Annotated in this window: 14 protein-coding genes; 12 read left to right on the top strand and 2 right to left on the bottom strand. The window is 74.6% G+C overall.

Annotated elements, in window-relative coordinates:
• Positions 1-23: 23 nt before the first annotated feature.
• The 8 genes from ACFXGN_RS03805 to ACFXGN_RS03770 all read left to right on the top strand — a co-directional run bounded on the left by ACFXGN_RS03805 (position 24) and on the right by ACFXGN_RS03770 (position 7,455).
• Positions 24-230 carry an MbtH family protein gene (locus ACFXGN_RS03805; RefSeq protein WP_384852992.1) on the top strand — a complete coding sequence of 69 codons (207 nt, stop codon included), beginning with the start codon at positions 24-26 and terminating at the stop codon, positions 228-230.
• A 153-nt stretch (positions 231-383) separates the two neighbouring features.
• Positions 384-806, top strand: coding sequence for a cobalamin-dependent protein (locus tag ACFXGN_RS03800; RefSeq protein WP_351784384.1), 423 nt, complete (start codon positions 384-386; stop codon positions 804-806).
• Positions 803-2,167 (top strand): methylaspartate mutase, encoded by a 1,365-nt coding sequence (locus tag ACFXGN_RS03795; protein WP_384852988.1) that lies wholly within the window; start codon positions 803-805, stop codon positions 2,165-2,167. Before ACFXGN_RS03800 ends, ACFXGN_RS03795 begins: the two co-directional genes overlap by 4 nt.
• Before the next feature lie 179 nt (positions 2,168-2,346).
• Positions 2,347-3,345: an asparagine synthetase A gene (locus tag ACFXGN_RS03790; protein ID WP_384852985.1), complete on the top strand. Its 999-nt coding sequence runs from the start codon at positions 2,347-2,349 to the stop codon at positions 3,343-3,345.
• The gene (locus ACFXGN_RS03785; RefSeq protein WP_384852983.1) at positions 3,342-4,721 is read left to right on the top strand and encodes a glutamate synthase-related protein; all 1,380 of its coding nucleotides are present in this window, start codon (positions 3,342-3,344) and stop codon (positions 4,719-4,721) included. The genes ACFXGN_RS03790 and ACFXGN_RS03785 overlap by 4 nt, the downstream gene beginning before the upstream one ends.
• Positions 4,722-4,822: 101 nt before the next feature.
• Complete coding sequence (locus ACFXGN_RS03780) at positions 4,823-5,101, top strand: hypothetical protein (protein ID WP_384852980.1); 279 nt, start codon at positions 4,823-4,825, stop codon at positions 5,099-5,101.
• 343 nt (positions 5,102-5,444) lie between these two features.
• Positions 5,445-6,698, top strand: a complete 1,254-nt coding sequence (locus ACFXGN_RS03775) for an MFS transporter (protein WP_384852977.1) — start codon at positions 5,445-5,447, stop codon at positions 6,696-6,698.
• Between the two features lie 7 nt (positions 6,699-6,705).
• Positions 6,706-7,455, top strand: a complete 750-nt coding sequence (locus ACFXGN_RS03770) for a 4'-phosphopantetheinyl transferase family protein (protein WP_384852974.1) — start codon at positions 6,706-6,708, stop codon at positions 7,453-7,455.
• On the opposite strand, the gene ACFXGN_RS03765 is transcribed toward ACFXGN_RS03770, so the two are convergent.
• Positions 7,394-8,182 (bottom strand): TetR/AcrR family transcriptional regulator, encoded by a 789-nt coding sequence (locus tag ACFXGN_RS03765; RefSeq protein WP_384852971.1) that lies wholly within the window; start codon positions 8,180-8,182, stop codon positions 7,394-7,396. The two genes, ACFXGN_RS03770 and ACFXGN_RS03765, sit on opposite strands and share 62 nt — an antisense overlap.
• Positions 8,183-8,276: 94 nt before the next feature.
• Here ACFXGN_RS03765 and ACFXGN_RS03760 point away from each other — a divergent pair, with 94 nt between their 5' ends.
• Positions 8,277-9,911: an amidohydrolase gene (locus ACFXGN_RS03760; protein ID WP_384852969.1), complete on the top strand. Its 1,635-nt coding sequence runs from the start codon at positions 8,277-8,279 to the stop codon at positions 9,909-9,911.
• Here ACFXGN_RS03760 and ACFXGN_RS03755 read toward each other — a convergent pair.
• A complete protein-coding gene (locus ACFXGN_RS03755; RefSeq protein ID WP_384852966.1) occupies positions 9,878-10,960 on the bottom strand; it encodes a LacI family DNA-binding transcriptional regulator in 1,083 nt (360 codons plus the stop codon). The genes ACFXGN_RS03760 and ACFXGN_RS03755 overlap by 34 nt on opposite strands.
• Positions 10,961-11,091: 131 nt before the next feature.
• On the opposite strand from ACFXGN_RS03755, the gene ACFXGN_RS03750 reads away from it, so the two are divergent.
• Genes ACFXGN_RS03750 through ACFXGN_RS03740 form a run of 3 tightly spaced genes read left to right on the top strand, consistent with a single transcriptional unit; the run spans position 11,092 to position 14,551 of the window.
• Positions 11,092-12,732: an ABC transporter substrate-binding protein gene (locus ACFXGN_RS03750; protein ID WP_384852963.1), complete on the top strand. Its 1,641-nt coding sequence runs from the start codon at positions 11,092-11,094 to the stop codon at positions 12,730-12,732.
• On the top strand, positions 12,729-13,682 hold the full coding sequence (locus ACFXGN_RS03745; RefSeq protein WP_384852960.1) for an ABC transporter permease: 954 nt from the start codon (positions 12,729-12,731) through the stop codon (positions 13,680-13,682). The genes ACFXGN_RS03750 and ACFXGN_RS03745 overlap by 4 nt, the downstream gene beginning before the upstream one ends.
• Positions 13,679-14,551: an ABC transporter permease gene (locus tag ACFXGN_RS03740; protein WP_384852957.1), complete on the top strand. Its 873-nt coding sequence runs from the start codon at positions 13,679-13,681 to the stop codon at positions 14,549-14,551. Before ACFXGN_RS03745 ends, ACFXGN_RS03740 begins: the two co-directional genes overlap by 4 nt.
• Position 14,552: the final 1 nt, after the last annotated feature.

Below are 14,552 nucleotides of genomic sequence, written 5' to 3'. Positions count from 1 at the left end.
TTCCGCATCTTGAGGAGACAGCGATGACGAACCCCTTCGACGACGCCGACGGCACCTTCCACGTCGTGGTGAACGACGAGGGCCAGCACGCCCTGTGGCCCACCTTCGCGGACGTCCCCGCAGGCTGGGAGGTCGTCCTGGAGTCGGCCGGCCGTTCCGACGCGCTCGCCTACGTGGAGCTGAACTGGACGGACATCCGTCCGAAGAGCCTGCTCGCGCAGTACGCCTGACACACCGCCACCCCGCACCGACCCGAGGGCCGGGCCCCGCAGACCACTGCGGGGTCCGGCCCTTTTCCCGTTTCTCCAGGAAGCCGCGCACTGCCGTCGAATCTGCCGCTCCAACTTCCCCCGGACGCCTTTCCGGAATTCTAGGGTGAAGCCATGAAGATTCTGCTGACCGGCACCGCATCCGATTCCCACACATGGAATCTGGTCTATCTGCAGCTCCTCCTGGAGGAGCTGGGACACCGGGTCGTCAACATCGGCCCGTGTGTGACGGACGACCTCCTGGCCGCCGCGTGCCACACGCACACGCCCGGTCTGGTGGTCATCAGCAGTGTCAACGGGCACGGCTACCGTGACGGCCTCTCGGCCGTGCGGCGGCTGCGTGCCGAGCCCGGTCTCGGCACGACGCCCGTCGTCATCGGCGGCAAGCTCGGGGTCGCCGGGGCGCGGGACCACGAGCGGGCCGCCCAGCTCCTCGCGGCGGGCTGCGACGCGGTGTTCGACGACGGCGACGTCGCCGGACTGCGCACCCTCGTCGCCGGGCTCGACCGCGCCGGGTCCCTCCGGGTCACGGCATGAGCGGCGGCACCCTGGCCCCGGCTCCCCGCCGGGGGGCGACGGGTACCGCCGAGGCGCCGGGCGCCCCGCTCGCCCCCTCGTTCGGGGCGTTCGTGGCCGCCGCCGCGGCCGACGGCCGGCTGGTGGTCCAGCCCCGGATGGGCTTCAGCGACCCGGCGGCCATGCGGACCGGTCTCGAACGCACCCGGGCGGCGGCGGCCACGACCGTGGGCACCCTCACCATCGACAGCTACACCCGCGTCGGCGACGCGGCGGCGGCCCGCGCCTCCCTCGCCGAGGGGGTGCCGCTCAACGGCTACCCGATCGCCACCCACCCGGCGGCCCTCACCCGCGAGCTGCTCTCCGGTCTGTCGGGTCCGGCCTTCCCCGTGCAGGTCCGGCACGGTTCGTCCCGCCCCGAGGCCATCATCCGGGCGCTGGCGGCGGCGGGCCTGGACGCCACCGAGGGCGGCCCCGTCTCGTACTGCCTGCCCTACGGCCGCACCCCGCTCGCCGAGTCCGTCGAGAACTGGGCGCGGGGCTGCGAACTCCTCGCCTCCCTGGTCCCGGAGCCCCGGGTCCCGCACGTGGAGACCTTCGGCGGTTGTATGCTCGGCCAGCTCTGCCCCCCGGGCCTGCTGGTCGCGCTCAGCCTCCTGGAGGGCCTGTTCTTCGTCCGGCACGGCATCCGCAGCGTCTCGCTGAGCTACGCCCAGCAGACCGACCCGGTCCAGGACGAGGAGGCGGTACGGGCGCTGCGCAGGCTCGCCGCCGAGTTCCTGCCGCCCGAGGTGGACCGGCACGTGGTGCTGTACACGTACATGGGGGTCTTCCCCCGGACCGCGCACGGCGCGACCCGGCTCCTGGAGGCGTCCGCCCGGATCGCCGTACGCGCCGGGGCGCACCGGCTGATCGTGAAGACGGCCGCCGAGGCGCACCGCATCCCGACGGTCGACGAGAACGTACGGGCCCTGGAGACGGCCGCCTCGACGGCGGTCCTGACGGAGCGTCCGCCCGGCGGCGCCGGACCCGACAGGCCCGAGGACCCCCGTGGGGCCGACAGCGAGGTGTACGCGGAGGCCCGTGCCCTCGTGGAGGCCGTCCTCGATCTGGACGGCGACCCGGGCCGGGCGCTGCGGACCGCGTTCGCCCGGGGCCATCTCGACGTCCCCTTCTGCCTGCACCCCGACAACGCGGGCCGGTCCCGCAGCTTCGTCGACGACCGGGGGCGGCTGCGCTGGTCGGACGCGGGGCGGATGCCGGTGGCGTCGTCCCTGGTCGCCGGGGCCCGCTCGGCGCTCACCTCGGACGGGCTGCTCGCGGCCCTCCACGGGGTCGCCGGCCGCTTCGACCACGGTCTCGACGGCCCGGACACCCCATGAGCCCGGCCCCTCCCCCGGTCTCAGCGCCTCCCCCGTACCCCACCCCTCTCCCGTACCCCACCCTTCTCCCGCACTCAGCGTCTCTCCCGCGTTCCATGCCTCTCCCGGGCTCCGGCCCGACCGCTTCCCCGCCCGACACGACCTCCTCCCGCCCGTATCCGTCCGAACGGAGTCGTCCCATGGTCCAGCCCGTCCCCGCCCCGCAGCTGCCGCCGCCCCTCGGTGAGCACCTGCGCTCCGCCCAGCTGCGCGCCGCGATGCTGGTGCAGCAGGAAGTCCTCCACGCGGCACGGGAGTTCCTGCGCGGTGAGGACTTCACCGAACTCCTGCCGCCGCTCGTCGGCCCGGTCACCGACCCGGGCGGGCGCGGCGCGAAGGCCCTCGACGTGGACTACTACGGGCACCCGTACAAGCTGATGACCAGCGCGATCCTCTACAAGCAGGCCTCGTTGCGGGGCTTCCCCCGGCTCTTCTACATCGCCCCCAACGTGCGGGTGGAGCCGGAGGAGACCGCCTCGACCGGACGGCACCTCGTCGAGTTCCACCAGATCGACGTGGAGATCGCCGGGGCGAGCCGCCAGGACGCCCAGGACGTGGCGGCGGGGATGCTGACGCACATCGTCGAGCACGTGTGGACCACCGTCCCCGACGTCCTCGCCGAACTGGGCCGGGACGAGATGGACTTCGCCGAACTGCGCACCGGGAAGTTCGACACCCGCACCCACGAGGAGGCGGTCGCCCGGCTGGTCTCCGGCGGGCACCCGCAGAGCCCGGACGCCGAGATCGACTGGACGGGCGAGCGCATCCTCTCCCTGGAGGCCGACCGGCCGTTCTTCGTCAACGACTACCCGAAGGGCTCGCGCGGCTTCTACGACCGCGAGGACCCCGGGAACCCGGGCGTGCTGCGGAACTTCGACCTGCTGGCGCACGGCGGCTACGGCGAGCTGGTCAGCGGCAGCGAGCGCGAGTCCGACTACGCCACGATCGTCACCCGGATGCGGGAGAGCGGCGAGAACCCCGCCAAGTACGCCTGGTACCTGGACCTGGCGCGGGAGGGCATCCCGGCCAGTGCCGGATTCGGCATGGGCCTCCAGCGGCTGGTCCGCTTCCTCACCGGGCTCGACTCGCTCTGGCAGGTCAGCGCCTACCCGAAGCTCCCCGGGGTGGTGGCTCCGTGAGCGGGCTGCGGGCGGCGGGCTTCCCCGAGGACGCGGTACGCGCCCGAGCCCGCCGGGGCACGGCCGAGGTGTTCCCCCCGGCGGACGGCTACGGCACGGAACTGTACGGGCAGACCGGCGGGAGCGGCGGCGCCTCCCCGGACGCCCGGGAGGCCCCGGCCCCCTTCCCCGACGAGCTGGACCGGGCCAGGATCGCCCCGCCGGTGTTCATGCCCCGGCGACTGGAGAAGCTGATCGAGCTGGGCCGGGAACCGGGCCACGACGATGTGGACCTGCGCACCCGCGTGGGCGGCTTCACCAGTGAACTCCCCTTGTTCCTCTCGGCGTTCGGGTCCACCCGGGTGGGCAGCGGTGATCTGGGCGTGGCCGCGAGCGAGCAGGCGGCGCGGCTCGGCATCCCGATGGTCGTCGGGGAGAACATGGTGCCGGTGCACGGCTACCGGCGCGGCGCCGGGGACGGGATGCGTTCGGCGCTGCTCGCGCGGATCTCGGCGTACACCGAGAACGTCGCCGACGGGGTCGGCGGGGTGGTCGTCCAGCAGTCCACCGAGGACGCCGACTCCGAGGTGTGGAACCTCGTCTACAGCGACCCGGGGACCCGCCCGCTGCTCGAATCGGGGCGCCTCGCCTTCGAGTTGAAGACCGGTCAGGGCGCCAAGCCGGGCCTGGGCGGGATGACGGTGGTGGGCCGGGCCGACGCCGAGCGGCTCGCGGGCCGGTTCACCGTACGGGACGTGCTCGGCGGCGACGGGGCGGACGGGGCCGGGGGCGAGGGGCACCGGCTGCGGTGCGCCACGCCCGGCACGTTCACCGAGGAGATCGTCCGCCAGCAACTGCGGTTCATGCGGAACAACTTCCCCAAGGCCCGTACCTGGGTGAAGTTCCATCCCGGGCGCGATGTGGCGCGGGCGGCGGCGACCGCCTGGGGGGCCGGTGCGGACGCCGTCACCGTCGACGGCGCCGAGGGCGGCACGGGCTGGGCCCCCCGGGTCTTCCTCGACCAGGTCGGGCTGGGTCTGGCGGACTGCCTGCGGCTGATCGCCGCGTCGGGCGGGCGCCCGGCCGGTACCCACGGCTGTCTGCTCGCCACCGGACGCATGTGGGAGGGCGGCCGGGCGGTGCGCGCCCTCGCCCTCGGCGCCCGGGCGGTGGGGCTCGGCAGGGCGGCGCTGATCGCGGTGGACGAGGACCCCGGGCACGGCCTCGTCCGGCTGGCCGAGGCCCTCGCCCTGGAGACCCGTCTCCTGGTGAGCGCCCTCGGCAAGTACGCGGCGGACGCGCTCGCGCCGGAGGACCTGTGGTGGCCCGGCGGCGGATTCGCCGGGGGTGCGCGGGTGCCGGTCCCGGCCGCGCAGGACGCGGGTGGCCCGTCATGACCGCGCCGTGTCCCGGGCGGGCCGGGCGCGGGCCGGGCGGACCCCGTCCCGGCGGTCGCCCCGGCCCCACCGGGGCGGTCCGGAGCGCGGGTCCCCACACCGTGCGCGCCCGGTTCGCGCTCACCGAACTGCCCGTGATCACCGTGTGCCCGGAGAACGCGGGGGCGGCGTGCGCGGCGGCGGGGCGGGCGCTCCGCGCGGCGGGCCGGGGCCAGTTGGGGGGCCGGCTGGAGCTGCGTACCGGTGGGCCCGCCCCCCAGACGGCCCGGCAGGCGGCGGCCGTGGCGGCCGTCGAGCGGCGGGTGGCGGCCCTGGCGGTCGCCTCGGCCCTGCGCGGTGGACCCGGTACGGCGTCGCTGCGGGTCCGCCCGGCGGACTGAGGGACACCGGGGGGACGCCCCGGCCCCGCCCGCCGGGAGACCGGGGGGCGCCCTCCGGACCCGGAGGACGCCCCGGCCCCTCCGCCCCCGCTCCCCGCTCCCCGCTCCCCGCTCCCCGCTCCCCGGACGACGGACGACGGACGACGGCGAACCGCCGCACTGGTCCGGCACCGGTCCGGCGCCGTCCGCCGTCGCCCCGCGCGGCGGCCCGAGTCACCTGGGCGGGGCCCCCTCCGGACACCTCTGACACCTGCACCTCTGACACCGGCGCCCCCTGATCCCCGCACCCCTGACCCCCGCACCCCTGACACGAACCCCCCTGACACCGAGAGAAAGAGCACCCATGGCCACGACATCCCCGGCGACCGTGCACTGGGGCAAGGTGGGCGCCCTCGTGGGCGGCCAGGCCGCGGTCCAGGGCGGCAGTTTCGCCCTCCTCATCGCCATGAACTGGACCGCCGTGCAGCTCGGCGGCACCCGGGCCGTGACGCTCCTGATGCTGGCGGCGACCGTCCCGCGCGCCCTCATGCTGATCTTCGGGGGCGCCGTCTCGGACATCCTCGGCCCCCGGATCGTGCTGCTGCGGGCCACCTCCGCGCGGGTCGTCGTCCTGGCGGCCGGGGCGCTGGTGGTGGCCGGGACGGACCGGCTGTGGCCGCTCGCCCTGGTCGCCGTCGTCGAGGGCTCGCTGCTCGGTCTGACCGGACCGGCGTCCGGGGTGCTGCTGCCGCGCTTCGCCGCCCGTGAGCACCTGGCCCGCGCCAACTCGCTGTACGCGATGGTGCTCAGGGTCGCGCCGATCGCGGGCGCGCCCGCCGGGGCGTGGCTGATCACCGTGGGGCACCTGTGGGTGGCGCTCGCGGTGGCGGCGGGCAGTTGCGCGGTGTGGCTGGTGTGCGCCGCGTACGTCACCCGGGGGTTCGCCAGGCCCCGGCGCGAGCCGGGGGTGTCCCTGGTGAAGCGCTCGGGCGACGGCATCCGGCTGCTGAGGGCGCGGCCCCGGCTGCGGTGGATGTTCCTGGCCGCCTTCACCATGGACCTGGCGTTCAGCTGGCCGGCCGAGGTGGCGCTGCCGCTGCTCGTCACGGAGCGCGGCTGGGGCGTGGGCGCGGTCGGGTTGATCCTCGCCTGTTTCGGTGCGGGGGCGCTCGGTTCGAGTGCGCTCGGGGCGGCCTTCGCGCACCGCGTGCCGCTGTTCGTACGGCTGGTGCTGGGCGGTGCCGGTCTCGCGGCGGGCATCGTGGCGATGGCGCTGATGCCGTCGGTGACGACGCTGGCCGCGGTGGCCGCCGGGGTCGGCGTGCTGTCGGGGATCAACGGTCCGGCGATCGTGACGTTCTATCAGCAGGCGGCTCCCGAGGGGCAGATGGGGGCGGCGATGTCCACCCTCGCGCTGGCGGGCATCGGTACGGCTCCGGTGTCCATCGCCCTGTTCAGCACGGTGTCGCTGGGCCTCGGGGTGGAGCGGACCTGGCTGCTCTGCGGTGCGGTGGCCGTGCTCTCCCCGGTGTTCGCGCTGTGCGCGCTGCGTGCTCCGGCGGCGGCGCCCCCGGCCCCGGCCGTGTCCCTGCCCGACGACTCCCCCGCCACGGTGTGAGGATGCCATGACCGAACTGATCGTTCCGCGTACGTCCCCGGACGCGCCCCTGGTCCCGGCCGCGCTGGCCGCCGTGTACGTGGCTCCGCCGCCGACCGACGAGCTGTCGCCCGGTGTGCCGCGGGTGTGGCTGGTCGACACGGTCACCCATCGGGTGACGGCGGCCCGGTACGCCCCGTCCGTGCTGGACCGTCAGGAGCTGGCGCGGGCGGCGGAGTTCCTGCGCGAGGCCGACCGGGACTCGTATCTCTGCGCCCATGTGGGGCTGCGGCGGCTGCTCGGCTCGTACCTCGGGCTGCCGCCCCGGGAGGTGGAGGTCTCGCGGGCGCCGTGCCCGGGGTGCGGGGAGCCGCACGGGCGGCCGGTGCTGCCCGGGGACCGGCTGCACTTCTCGCTCTCCCACTGCGAGGGCCTGAGCCTGCTGGCCTTCGCCACGAGCCCGGTGGGGGTGGACGTGGAGGCGGTGCCGCCGCCCGCCACGATCGCGGAGACCGCCGATGTGCTGCACCCCCGGGAGGCGGCCGAGCTGGCCGCGCTCCCGGAGGCCGAGCGGGCCCTCGCCTTCACCCGGGTGTGGACGCGCAAGGAGGCGTATCTGAAGGGGCTCGGGGTGGGTCTGTCCGAGGACCCGGCGGCCGACTACGTCGGTTCGGGGCCGGTCCCCGCGCCGCTGCCCGGCTGGTCCCTGACCGATGTCAGGGTTCCGCCGGGGCACTGGGCGGCGGTGGCGCTGAGCGTCCCGCCCTCGGACGGGTGACGACGGGGCGCGGCCCCCGTCCCGGCCGGTCGGCGGGGAGGAGGGCCGCCACCGCGCCGAGCATCAGTTCCAGGGCGAAGGGGTAGCCGCTGTCGCTCATGTCGGCGGCGAGCAGCGGGAAGGTCGCGGCGATGTGCGGGTGCGTGCCGGGCGAGAGCCTGCCGTAGACGGCGTGCCAGACGGCGTCGTCGGCCTTCCGGGCGGCCTCGGGCAGGGCGAGCGCGGCGGCGTCCTGGGCGGCGAAGGCGAGGGCCTGGTCGACGAAGGCGTGGTAGGCGCGCACGGCGAGGGCGTCGGGGAATCCGGCGGTGCGGAGGATGCCGAGGATGCGTTCGACGGCCCGGGTCTCGTGGGGCCGGCCGGTGGTGCGGTGGGCGGCGAGGACCGCCGCCTGCGGGTGCGCGAGATAGCTGGAGTGGATCCGCAGGCCCATGGAGCGGAGGTCCTCGCGCCAGTCGCCGGTGGCCGTCCAGCCCTCCTGGGCCCGGCCGATCAGCTCGTCCGCGAGGGCGAGGAGGAGGGCGTCGGTGTTGCGGAAGTAGCGGTAGAGGGCGCTGGGGTCGGCGCCGAGGGCGGCGCCGAGCCTGCGGACCGAGAGCGCTTCGGCGCCGTGCCGGGCGACGAGCCGGAGCGCGGTGTCGACGATCAGCTGTTCGGAGAGGACGGCGCCCTGCTTGGTGGGTCTGCGGCGCCGTCGGCCGCCTTCGGGAACGACGCGTTCGGACATGGCCGGGACCTTACGTCAACACCATTGACGTGTAAACGCCCTGGCGGCTTCCATGGCGGCCACCACCCGTCGCCTCACGTTCTGGAGCACGCGCATGGCCAAGGCCGATCTGGTCTTCACCCGGGGTCCCGTCTTCACGGCCGACCCGGCCCGTACCCGGGCGTCCTCGCTCGCCGTCGTCGGCGACCGGATCACGGCCGTGGGCCACGACGAGGTGCGGGAGCTCGTGGGGCCCGGCACCGAGGTGGTGGACCTGACCGGGAAGCTGCTGCTCCCCGGTTTCCAGGACGCGCACGTGCACGCCGTGTTCGCCGGGATGGAGCTGGCCGAGTGCGATCTGACGGGGACCGTCGGCGTCGACGACTATCTGGAACTGGTCCGGGCGTACGCGGACGCGCACCCGGACCGGGAGTGGATCACCGGCGGCGGCTGGTCGATGGAGAGCTTCGACGGGGGGCTGCCGACCCGGCAGCTCCTCGACGCGGTCGTCCCGGACCGCCCGGTGCTGCTCTCCAACCGTGACCACCACGGCGCGTGGGCCAACACCCGGGCCCTCGAACTGGCGGGGGTCACCGCCCGCACCCCGGACCCCGCCGACGGCCGGATCGAGCGCGAGGCGGACGGCACCCCCAGCGGAATGCTCCAGGAGGGGGCGACGGCGCTGGTCGCGCACCTGGTCCCGGCGAGCACCCCGGCGGACCGGCTCGCCGGACTGCTGCGGGCCCAGCGGCTGCTGCACTCGCTGGGGATCACGGCCTGGCAGGACGCCATGCTGGGCAGCCTCGACGGCCGTCCGGACCCTTCGGACGCCTATGTGGCCGCCGCGCGGGACGGTTCGCTGACCGCCCGGGTCGTCGGGGCGCTGTGGTGGGACCGGGCGCGGGGCGCCGAGCAGATCCCGGAGCTGGTGGCGCGGCGCGGGTCGTTGAGCACGGGCCGGTTCCGCGCGGGCTCGGTGAAGATCATGCAGGACGGGGTGGCGGAGAACTTCACCGCCGCGATGACCTCGCCCTATCTGGACGGCTGCGGCTGCGCCACGGGCAACTCGGGGCTGAGCTTCGTGGACCCGGCGGCCCTGCGCGGCTACGTCACGGAGCTGGACGCGCTGGACTTCCAGGTGCACTTCCACGCGCTGGGCGACCGGGCGGTGCGGGAGGCGCTGGACGCGGTGGAGGCGGCGGTGGCGGCCAACGGGCGGCGGGGGAACCGTCACCATCTGGCCCACCTCCAGGTGGTGCACCCCGACGACCTCGGCCGGTTCGCCGCGCTCGGCGCGATCGCCAACATCCAGCCGCTGTGGGCGGCCCACGAGCCGCAGATGGACGAGCTGACGATCCCGTTCCTGGGCCCGGAGCGGTCGGCCTGGCAGTACCCGTTCGGCGATCTGCTGCGGGCGGGCGCCACGCTCGCGGCGGGCAGCGACTGGCCGGTGAGCAGCCCGGACCCGCTCGCGGGCGTCCACGTGGCGGTGAACCGGGCCGAGCCGGGCTCCCGCGACGGCCGGGTCTTCTATCCCGAGCAGCGGCTCGACCTGACGACGGCGCTGGCCGCCTACACCGCCGGGACCGCCCATGTGAACGGTCTCGACGACACGGGCAGTCTGCGCGTGGGCAACCTCGCCGACCTGGTCGTCCTGGACCGCGACATCCTGACGGCGCCGCCGGGGGAGATCGCGGAGGCCAGGGTCGAGCGGACCTATGTCGGCGGGCGGCTCGTGCACGGCGCCTGACCGGCCCTGAGCGAGGACGCCCGTACGTCGAGCCGGGTCGGGACGAGCGTCCCCGGGAGCTCCCGCCGCCCGTCCTCCAGGACCGCCACCAGATGGGCGACGCCCGCCTCCGCGACCGCCTCGGGCCGCAGGCTGAGCGTGGTCACCGGCGGTTCGGTGTGTGCCGCGGTGGCGTCCTCGCTCACACAGACGAGGAGCAGGTCGCCGGGGACCTCGTAGCCGTGGCGGAGGGCCGCCGCCAGGACCAGGGGCGGACTCGCCTCGGCCACGACCAGGAGGGCGTCGGGGCGTTCGTCCCCGGTGGCCGCCAGGGCGGTCTCGACGGCCCGGACGACCGGTCCGTTGCCCGGTGCGCCGACCCGTACGACCCGCTCCGGCAGGTTGTGGGCGGCGCACCAGGCGCGGTGGGCGGCGTACACCTCGGTGTGGAAGCGGGTCGTGCTGTCGGGGACGACGAGCACGGGCCGTGCGGAGCCCTGTTCCGCGAGGTGGTCGAGGGCTCCGCGCACGGCGGCGCCCGCGTCGACGTCGACCCAGTAGGTGCCGGGCCGTCCTTCGACGGAGCGGTCGCTGAAGACGGGGATGCGGGCGGCGACCAGGTCGTCCACGACCGCGTCGTCGGCGACGGGGTCGGCGACGATCACCGCGTCGAGGGACAGGTCGGCCCATTCGCCCTGCAGGGACCCGGCGGGCAGCAGCACCAGGGCGTAGCCGCGTCGCAGCGCGGTCGCCGAGGTGGCGGCGGTCAGCCGGGCGAAGTACGGCGACTCCAGGAAGGTCCAGGGGGCGTCGGCGAACTCCCCGATCACGTATCCGATCGACCGGGCCCGTCCCGCGCGCAGATGGCGTGCGGTGGCGTTGGGCCGGTAGCCCATTTCGCGCGCGGTCCCGCGGGCCCTCTCCCGGACTTCGGGGGAGAGCCTCCCGGTGCCGTTGAGCGCCGCCGAGACGGTCGTCTTGGACAGGCCCGCCTCGCGGGCCACGTCGATCAGGCGGACGCGCGGAAGGGGCCCCGAGGGCTGTCCGCCGTTCCGTGGGACTTCAGTCATGGAAACGATGCTGCCACCCTCACGACCTGCGGAGAACCGTTCCCGCAAAGCCTTGTGCGGGAACGTTCCCGCATCAATACTCGCTCCATCCCCCAGCGCCCGTCACTACACCCGTAAAGGGGTGGGTCCCCATGCGCGTGTCCCGCGTCATCGCCCTTCTGTCCTGTACCGCCGCCCTCGCGGCCACCACCGCCTGCTCCGGCGCCACCGTCCCGCAGGCCGGCGCGGGGGCCGGTGGCCCCGGAGCCGCGGTCACCCCGCTTTCCCCGCCCGCGCGGGGCCCCCTGGACTCGTTCACCTGGTCCCTGTACGCGGAGCCGTACACCCTCGACTACGCCCTCGCGTACGACTACCCGCCGAACACGGTCCTCGCCAACGTCTGCGAGCAGCTCTTCCGCGTCACCCCCGACCTGAGGATCGAGCCCGGACTCGCCCTCAAGTACACCCGGCCCGACCCGCGCACCCTCGTCTACACCCTGCGCCCCGGGGTGAGGTTCCACGACGGCACCACCATGACCGCCGACGACGTCGTCGCCTCCCTGAAGCGGCACACGGACCCGGAGACCGGCTCCCCCTGGGGCTCCGTCTTCAAGAACGTCGACGCGATCGAGAAGACCGGCCCGCTGGAGGTGACGCTCCGGCTCGGCAAGCCCGACATCCTGCTGAACGAGCTGATGGCCGCCTCCCCCGGCACCGTCGAGAGCGCCGCGTTCCTCGCCGAGGCGGGCAAGGACTACGGCACCCCCAAGGGCGGGGTCAACTGCACCGGGCCGTACGCCCTCGACTCCTGGTCACAGGGGTCCGCCATCACCCTGAGGAAGCACGACGCCTACTGGGACCCGAAGCTGTCCCCGAAGTCCCGCGCCGTGAAGTTCACCTTCATCGAGGACGTCGCCGCCCGCACCAACGCCTTCCGGTCCGGCACCGCCGACGGCGGCTACATGGTCCCCGCCTCCTCCCTCGGCCAACTGCGCGCCGGAGGCAGGGGCACGGTCCTCTTCGGCCCCAACACGGCCGCCTCGAACCTCGCCGTCCTCGACTTCCGCGGTCCGCTGCGCGACCTCCGGGTCCGCCGGGCGCTCTCCCTCGCCCTCGACCGGAAGAACATCATCAAGGCCGCCGCCGGTGGCGTCGGCGTCCCCGCCAAGGCCCCCGCCGCGCGCGGCGCCTGGGCACTGGCCCCCGAGAGAACCGCCGCGCTCTTCGACACCCTGCCCGAGCCGGTGTACGACATCGAGGCCGCGAAGAAGCTGGTCCAGGAGGCGGGCGTCACCGGGCGCACGGTCACGATCGCCACCAGCACCCTCTCGCCGGAGATCAGCGTCGTCGCCAACGCGGTGCAGGCCGCCGGACGCCGGATCGGCCTCGACGTACAGCTCAAGTCCGTCGCCCCGGAGGCGTACAGCAACATCTTCGTCGACCCGAGCGCCCGCGCCGGACTCGACCTCGTCATCACCAACGGCTACGACAACACGCCGGACCCGCTGGAGTTCTACCAGTACCTGCGCACCGGCGACTTCGGGAACTACGGCCGCTGGTCCAACGCCGAGTTCGACGTGGCCTTCGACCGCGCCAACGCCGAGCCCGACCCCGCGGCCCGCGCCGAGCGGACCGCCGAGCTCCAGCGGATCGCGATGGCCGAACTGCCGATCATCCCCGTGTACGAGGCCCCCTACTCGGTCTTCCTCGGCGAACGGATCACCGGCGCGCCCACCGGCATCGCCCAGCTGTACTACCCGTGGGCCGCGACGATCGGGGCCGCGAAGCGATGACCCGCTATCTCCTCGGACGGCTCGCCGGCCTGGTGTCGGTGCTGTTCGTGACCTCGCTCGTGGTCTTCGGCAGCATCCACCTGGCCCCGGGCGACCCGGTGTCGTTCCTGCTCCACGGCCGCCCCGCGAGCCCCGAGACGGTGGCCGCCCTGCGCTCCCAGTACCACCTGGACGACCCGCTGCCCACGCAGTACGCACGGTGGCTCGGCGGCGTCCTGAGCGGCGACTTCGGCACCTCCGCCCAGTTCCACCAGGACGTCGCGGGGCTCATCGGCTCCCGGCTGCCCGGCACCGCCCTGCTCGTCGGGTACGCGGCGCTGCTCGTCGCGGTCCTCGGCGTGGCCTCGGGCGTCCTCGCCGCACTGCGGCCCGGACCGCTGGACCGGGCGGTGCTCATGGGCACCGGTGTCGCCACCGCGACCCCGTCGTTCGTCACCGCCATCGTCCTGGTCTCCGTCTTCTCCGTACAGCTGGGCTGGTTCCCCGGGCCCGGCGGCACCCCCACCGGCTTCACCGAGCGCCTCCACCACCTGACCCTGCCCGCCCTGGCCCTCGCCCTGACCTTCGCCGGACTGCTGGCCCGGGTGACCCGCTCGGCCATGCTCGACGAACTCGGCCGGGAACACGTCGAGGTGGCGCGGGCCCGGGGCGTCCCCGGCCGGACCGTCATCCGCAAGCACGTGCTGCGCAACGCGCTGGGCCCGGTCGTCACCGTCGGCGGCACCATGCTCGCCGGGCTCCTCATCAGCACCTCCATCGTCGAGACCGCCTTCGACGTGCCGGGCCTCGGCTCGCTGCTCGTCCAGGCGGTCACCGCGAAGGACTTCGCCGTCGTCCAGGCGATCACCCTGCTCAGCGTGGCCGCGTTCGTCCTCGTCAACCTGGCCGTCGACCTCCTCGCACCCCTCATCGACCCCCGGCTCTCGCTCCACGGGGAAGGCTCCTCATGACCACCACCACCGCCCCGCCGGTGCCGTACCGCAGACCGGGTCTGCGCGGACTGCGCCTGCTCTCCCAGGGGCCCCTGTTCACCCTGTCGGTCGCGGTGCTCGCCGCGCTCGTCCTGGTCGCCCTGCTCGCCCCGGTCCTCTCCCCGTACGACCCCGAGGCCCTCGACCTGTCGGCCAGCCTCACCGGGACCAGCGGCGCCCATCTCCTCGGCACCGACCAGTCCGGCCGCGACATCCTGTCCCGGCTGCTGCACGGCGCCCGCACCGGGCTCCTCGGGCCGCTGCTCGTCGTCGCCGTGTCCACCCTGCTCGGCACCCTCCTCGGAGTGGTCGCGGCCTGGCGCGGGGGCTGGGCGGACTCCGTCCTGTCCCGCTCCATGGACATGGTCTTCGCGATCCCCGGGCTGCTCCTGGCGATCCTCCTCGTCTCCGTCGTCGGCTCCGGCATGACCGCCCCGGTGATCGCGATGGCCGTGGCCTACACCCCGTACGTGGGCCGGCTCGTCCGGGGCATCGCCCGGCAGGAGAAGGCCCGCCCGTACATCGAGTCGTACCGGGTGCAGGGCTGGTCCGGCTGGACCGTGTGCGTCCGGCACCTGCTGCCGAACATCGCACCGACCGTCTTCGCCCAGTCCGCGATGAACTTCGGCTACGCCCTGATGGACCTGGCCGCCCTCTCCTATCTGGGCTTCGGCGCCCAGCCGCCGACCGCCGACTGGGGCGCCATGATCAACGAGGGCCAGTCGGCCGTCCAGCAGGGGGCGATGCTGCCCGCCCTGGCCCCCTCGGTGTGCATCGTGCTCGCCGTGGTGGCGTTCGGCATCGTCGGCGAGGGGCTCGCCGACCGGATAGCGCGGCGGGAACGGTGAG

Source organism: Streptomyces sp. NPDC059247, from assembly GCF_042754005.1.
GTDB lineage: Bacteria > Actinomycetota > Actinomycetes > Streptomycetales > Streptomycetaceae > Streptomyces.
The sequence above is the reverse complement of the archived record's forward strand: the minus strand, read 5'-3'. Positions and strand labels throughout refer to the sequence as shown.

Coding starts and splice junctions, on each gene's coding strand:
- ACFXGN_RS03805 (WP_384852992.1), top strand. CDS start 24: ATGACGAACCCCTTCGACGACGCCGACGGCACCTTCCACGTCGTGGTG.
- ACFXGN_RS03800 (WP_351784384.1), top strand. CDS start 384: ATGAAGATTCTGCTGACCGGCACCGCATCCGATTCCCACACATGGAAT.
- ACFXGN_RS03795 (WP_384852988.1), top strand. CDS start 803: ATGAGCGGCGGCACCCTGGCCCCGGCTCCCCGCCGGGGGGCGACGGGT.
- ACFXGN_RS03790 (WP_384852985.1), top strand. CDS start 2,347: ATGGTCCAGCCCGTCCCCGCCCCGCAGCTGCCGCCGCCCCTCGGTGAG.
- ACFXGN_RS03775 (WP_384852977.1), top strand. CDS start 5,445: ATGGCCACGACATCCCCGGCGACCGTGCACTGGGGCAAGGTGGGCGCC.
- ACFXGN_RS03770 (WP_384852974.1), top strand. CDS start 6,706: ATGACCGAACTGATCGTTCCGCGTACGTCCCCGGACGCGCCCCTGGTC.
- ACFXGN_RS03765 (WP_384852971.1), bottom strand. CDS start 8,182: ATGTCCGAACGCGTCGTTCCCGAAGGCGGCCGACGGCGCCGCAGACCC.
- ACFXGN_RS03760 (WP_384852969.1), top strand. CDS start 8,277: ATGGCCAAGGCCGATCTGGTCTTCACCCGGGGTCCCGTCTTCACGGCC.
- ACFXGN_RS03755 (WP_384852966.1), bottom strand. CDS start 10,960: ATGACTGAAGTCCCACGGAACGGCGGACAGCCCTCGGGGCCCCTTCCG.
- ACFXGN_RS03750 (WP_384852963.1), top strand. CDS start 11,092: ATGCGCGTGTCCCGCGTCATCGCCCTTCTGTCCTGTACCGCCGCCCTC.
- ACFXGN_RS03745 (WP_384852960.1), top strand. CDS start 12,729: ATGACCCGCTATCTCCTCGGACGGCTCGCCGGCCTGGTGTCGGTGCTG.
- ACFXGN_RS03740 (WP_384852957.1), top strand. CDS start 13,679: ATGACCACCACCACCGCCCCGCCGGTGCCGTACCGCAGACCGGGTCTG.